This window comes from Flavobacterium sp., assembly GCF_044368625.1.
Taxonomy (GTDB): domain Bacteria; phylum Bacteroidota; class Bacteroidia; order Flavobacteriales; family Flavobacteriaceae; genus Flavobacterium.
Genome location: NZ_JBIPPD010000351.1, coordinates 1 through 5,270, shown reverse-complemented (window position 1 = coordinate 5,270; position 5,270 = coordinate 1). Strand labels below are relative to the sequence as shown.

Annotated in this window: 8 protein-coding genes; all 8 read left to right on the top strand. The window is 45.3% G+C overall.

What is annotated here, in order from left to right; translation table 11 throughout:
• Positions 1-864 (top strand): phage major capsid protein (locus ACIQ2X_RS16375; protein ID WP_396180066.1); only part of this gene is annotated, 864 nt, incomplete at its 5' end.
• 16 nt (positions 865-880) lie between these two features.
• Positions 881-1,195, top strand: coding sequence for a hypothetical protein (locus tag ACIQ2X_RS16370; RefSeq protein ID WP_396180065.1), 315 nt, complete (start codon positions 881-883; stop codon positions 1,193-1,195).
• Entirely contained in the window at positions 1,195-1,560 is a 366-nt protein-coding gene (locus tag ACIQ2X_RS16365; protein WP_396180064.1) for a hypothetical protein, read from the top strand. The genes ACIQ2X_RS16370 and ACIQ2X_RS16365 overlap by 1 nt, the downstream gene beginning before the upstream one ends.
• Positions 1,561-1,573: 13 nt before the next feature.
• On the top strand, positions 1,574-2,011 hold the full coding sequence (locus ACIQ2X_RS16360; protein ID WP_396180063.1) for a hypothetical protein: 438 nt from the start codon (positions 1,574-1,576) through the stop codon (positions 2,009-2,011).
• Positions 2,012-2,013: 2 nt separating this feature from the next.
• Positions 2,014-2,394: an HK97 gp10 family phage protein gene (locus ACIQ2X_RS16355; RefSeq protein WP_396180062.1), complete on the top strand. Its 381-nt coding sequence runs from the start codon at positions 2,014-2,016 to the stop codon at positions 2,392-2,394.
• Between the two features lie 5 nt (positions 2,395-2,399).
• On the top strand, positions 2,400-2,645 hold the full coding sequence (locus tag ACIQ2X_RS16350; protein WP_396180061.1) for a hypothetical protein: 246 nt from the start codon (positions 2,400-2,402) through the stop codon (positions 2,643-2,645).
• Positions 2,646-2,802: 157 nt separating this feature from the next.
• A complete protein-coding gene (locus tag ACIQ2X_RS16345) occupies positions 2,803-5,010 on the top strand; it encodes a hypothetical protein (protein WP_396180060.1) in 2,208 nt (735 codons plus the stop codon).
• A partial coding sequence (locus ACIQ2X_RS16340) for a hypothetical protein (protein ID WP_396180059.1) occupies positions 5,010-5,270 on the top strand: 261 nt, incomplete at its 3' end. The genes ACIQ2X_RS16345 and ACIQ2X_RS16340, both read left to right, overlap by 1 nt.

Genomic DNA, 5,270 nt, shown 5'->3' with positions numbered 1-5,270 from the left:
ACTGACAACTCTGTAATGCTAAACACCTTCATTGGTGACCTAACCCGTATCGTGGACTCCCCAATTGGTGTCCGTGGTCTTATCTCTACTGGTGTTCTTCCAGCTTCTGGAAACATCCTAGAGTACGCAGTTCTTGACTCAAACGACGTAGGCGTTGGTGAGCAGGAAGCTGAAGGAGATGACCTAACTTACGGTCAGGTATCTCTAACCACCGCTACTGCACCTGTAAAGACATTTGGTGGATACACCACTTTGACTCGTCAGGCAATTGAGCGTTCTTCTGTAAACTTCCTTGACGCACACATGCGAGCAATGGCAGTTGCAGTTGCTAACAACCTAAACGGATTCGTTCGTGGTGGCTTCTTGTCACAACACGCTGCTCACGTAACCACAGCAGGTTCTGCTGTTGTTGACATGGGTATCTCTGGTACTGCTCTAACTGCAGCAACCTACACCAACTGGCTAGACGCTATTGTTGAGGGTGCTGACAAGTTCCAGAACCGTGGCTGGGGCATTGACGCTCTAGTTGTATCTAAGGACGTATTCAAGTCTCTAATGGCACTTGAAGGTTCTGACGGACGCCCACTACTTCTAGTTCAGGGCAACAATGGTGTAAACACTGTTGGTCAGGTTAACCCACTAGCACTTGGCGGTTCCTTCGCTGGTCTACGTGTTGCAGTTGACACTGCTCTTGGTACCAACAAGGCTGCATTCGTTAACGGTAACGCAATGCGTCTATACACCAACCCAGTTGTGTCTCTAACTGATGACAACATCATCAACTTGAGCCGTGACTTCTCTGTCTACCAGTACGCAGCACTTGCTACTGAGGCACCAGAGGCACTAGTTCCAGTAGTAGCTTAATTCTAGGAGGTTCAGAATGGCGGTAGATTTAGGAACACTAGCAGGATATGTTGGGTTCAAGGTAGTAGAAGGTAACTCCTACGACTTTGAGTCTGGCTGTATCACAACTGCTACTGCTTTGGTTAACAATTACGTTGGTTCAGCTTCTGTTCCAACTGTAATCAAGGACCAGGCTATTCTATTGGCAGCTTCAGAGCTGTATCACCGCCGTTCTGCACCCAATGGAATTGCTCAGTTTGCTAGCATGGATGGTTCGCCATTCCGTGTTGCAAAAGACCCAATGAATGCTGTATACCCACTACTTCTACCATTTGTAAAGGTGGGACTCTAATGAATGAAATTACACTGGCTAAAGAAGAATTTGCAACGGCACTTAAGGATGAAGGACTAGATGTCTATGCATTCTTGCCTGAGCGTATTGTTCCTCCAGTTGTAGTTATCAATACTGGTAACCCATTCATTACAGTTGAAACCATTGGTAACGAGTATGTAATGTCCCTAGAATTGATTCTAGTGGCAGGTACAGCAACAAATGAGTCTGCTACAGAAACACTGGAACAACTCATTGAAAGTGTACTCAAGGCACTACCTGGCTATGCTAGGTTGCTGAGGGTAGACAAACCATACTCTCTTGCATACAACAATGCTGAATATCTCAGCACAAGTGTGCAGGTAGAAATTTCAATCACGATATAAGGAGAGTCAAATCATGGCTGCATCAACACGCATTAAGGCTCAGAACATTGTCTTCAAGATTGGTACTACGGACCACGCTTGCGACGCAACTTCTGTGAACCTTGAATTGGGTGACGCACCTGGTGACGTTCGTACATTCTGTGAGGTATCTGTTGGTAAGCAGTGGACCCTGACCCTAGAAGGAATTACTTCTGGAGCAGCTGGTTCGCTATACCGCACCCTCTGGGACAACTACGGCACTGAGGTAGGCTTCACCATTGCCCCACACGGCAACGCAACCGCATCTGCATCACAGCCTCACTACGAGGGAACCGTTGTATTCAGCGAGCTTCCTCCACTAGCACTAACTGCTGGTGAGACTGCTACATTCTCTGTAGCACTTGAGGTATCAAACGCTACCCACACACCAGCTAGCGACATCTACTGGGGTGTAGAGGTTGTAACCGCTTAATCATGTCTAAAGACAGCATCAGGGTATCTGGTTTAAACAGAGCTATCAGAGCACTCAAAGACGTAGGAGTTCCTGCATCTGAGATTGCAGCAGCAGGTAAAGACGCTGCAGAGATAGTTGCTGGGGAAGCCAGAACCCTGGTGCCTGTCAAGACAGGTAAGCTAAGGGGTAGTATTAGAACTGCTACTCAGCAAAGAAAAGCAATTGTAAGAGCAGGTGGAGCAAGAGTTCCATATGCTAATCCAATTCACTGGGGATGGTTTAGACGGGGTATCAAGCCAAACCAATTCTTCAGTAGGGCAATCAACCCTAATATTGATAAGATATACAAGCAGTACTTTGATAACCTACAAAGACTGATAGACAAGTACAAAGGAAGGTAACTAACATGGCTAAATTTGATTTTGAATCACTAACCATAGAAGAAGTAGAAACCATTGAAATGATTTCTGGTTCTCCAATTGATGCACTAATGGATGACACTGCACTAAAGGGCAAGAGCCTAAAGGCAGTTGTATTCGTAGTCAAGAAGCGTGAAGACGAGAAGTACACCATTGCTGACGCTGGCAAGGTATCGTTTAAAGAAGCAATGGAATTGCTACAGCCAGGTGAAGCAGACCCAAAAGAGAACTAGTCCGTAACGCTGCTAAGCGTATGGCTAGCTTTTGCTTGGCTACCAAAATGTCACCTAGTGAATACAAGAAGCTAAAATTGTATGAGATTAATGCATTCGTTGAAGCCTTAGAAGAGCGTGGTGGAAGTAGCATTGAAGATGAATTAGGAGAATTGCTTTGAGCCTCAATCTAGAAGTCCAGATACTTGGTGAGTATAAAAACCTTACCAAGGCTACCAAGGGTGCTACAAAGCAGCTCAACGGACTCAAGAAGTCTGCACAAGGTATCTCCAGGGGTATTAATACTGCCCTAGCAACCATTGGTGTTGGAATCTCCTTTAAAGCAATCACCAGCGGTATCTCAAGCCTCACAAAGGCAGCCGTAGATGACATCAAAGCTCAAACACTGTTGGCACAGCAGCTCAGGAATACCGTTGGTGCTTCTGATGCTGTTGTTGCCTCTGTGGAAGAACAGATTGGTGCTGTTCAGTCAGCCACAGGTGTTGTAGATGATGAACTACGTCCTGCTTATGCCAAGCTAATTAGGTCTACTAGAGACACAACACGTGCATTTAGACTACTAAACCTTGCTACTGATATCTCAGCTCAGACAGGCAAGTCTCTAGACTCTGTATCCACAGCATTGTCCAGGGCATTGAATGGTAACACTGCTAGCCTTGTTAAGCTTATCCCTTCTATTAGAAACTCATCAGACTTCGTAGCTGACCTAGAGAAGCAGTTCAAAGGTGCAGCTGCTGCAGCAAACAACCTAGACCCTTACAACAGACTTAGAATTGCCTTTGACGAGGTAAAAGAAACCATTGGTGCTGCTTTCCTACCTGCCCTAGGCAGCATTGCAACCTTTATTGATGACAACCTACCTAAGATTAATGCCCTTGCAGATGCAATCAACAACAGAGTTAAGGCTGCATTTGAGGGTACAGGAACAGCAGCTACTAACTTTGGCACTAAGGTTGTCAAGGCAATTACTGATTTGACAGATTTCCTAAACGGTACAGCACAAGCAGACAATGGCTTTGCTAAGTTTGCAGAAGGACTAAAGCCAATCACAGATTTGATTGGTGCATTTGGTGAGATTCTAAAGGGTGTTCTAGCAGTCCTAGATGGTTTGTTTGATGGTTTGTTTGGTTGGATTAACCTATTCCTACCAGCAGGAGAACAGGTCAGTGGACTAGCTGGCTTCCTAGAGTTGCTAGGCAAGGGACTTCAGGCTATTGGTTACTGGATTGGTTATGCAGGTTCGTTCCTAGTTCCATTTACAGGAGCATTCAAGATTCTTGGTGGTGTGCTAGGTGCATTCAGCAAGACAGGTAAGGCTGTAGTTGACTTCTTTGTAAAGATTGGTGACAACATTGCTGGTTTCTTTGGTGGTGCTGAGAAGAGAGCAAAGGCAGTAGACGATGCTTTTATGAAGCTACCAACAACTGCTGATAACAGTGCAGACGCAATCGCAAAGAATGCCAAGGCAGTTGATGACCTAGTAAAAGCAGGGGACAACGTAAAGAAGCTTGATGGTCCACTAAACAGACTCAAGCAAAACTTTGATGCTAACAAGCAGGGTCTAAAAGAACTAGACCAGGCTGGTGGACTTGTAAGAAGCACACTAGGTGGCGTAAACAATATCATTGAACAGCTTGATGGCAAGAAGATTACTATTGATATTGACGCACGTGTTGGTGGTGCTACAACTGGTGAAGAGAATAGATTTAGCAACCTTCGTAAGCAGATTGCAGATGCAATTGTAGAAGAAGAAGACCCAGCTGGTGACACAGGAGATACACCTTTCCAGAAGCGTGTAAAGGCGATTGTAGAGAAGTTACAGCAAACTTTGAATGAGGCTAAGGCTAGAATTAAAAACGCCTCAGAGAGCTTCAGAGACGCTGTAGGACTATCATTTGGTGTTATCTCAAATGGCTTCACTGCTAGATTCAGTGTCGCTAAGGTTATCGCTCAGATGAAGCGAATCAAGGATGCTGTAAAGACATTCTCTAAAGACATTATTGAACTTCGCAAGAAGGGTGCAGACGCTGCCCTGATTGACGAACTAATTGGACTAGGACCTCTTGCAGGTTCCGTTGCAGCTAGGGAACTCGTAACTTCGGGTAGCTTGAATGAGTTCCTTGGACTACGCAAAGACCTTGCAAGCTCAGGTGCTGCTGTAGGTGCTGCTGGTAATCTTGCCATTACTGGCACATCTACTTCAGGACTACAAAATGCCATCAATGGCTTGAACAAAACAATTGCTGCAGGTAAGGGGAATACCTACAATATCAGTATTGCTAATCCTAACATTACCCCACAGCAAATCATTGCTGAGATTAAGGCATATGAAAAGAAGACTGGCAAGAAGGTGTTCAGTAACTAATGACATTTAGAATAGATGAAGATGTAAAGATTGAACTCTATGGTTCAACTTCTTTTATCATTGGGGAAAGCAAATTGGGAGGACCAGCACTGCTTGGTGACCTCTCTCCAACATGGCACCCACTAACTTGTGGCGTAGTGTCAGTTGACATAGACCGTGGGTTCAGTGTCAATCAGAGTATCTTGCCAACGCTGGAAGTAGGAACAGCGTCTATCGTGCTATCAGGATTCGCTGTTGACCCCACACTGAATCCACTCTTT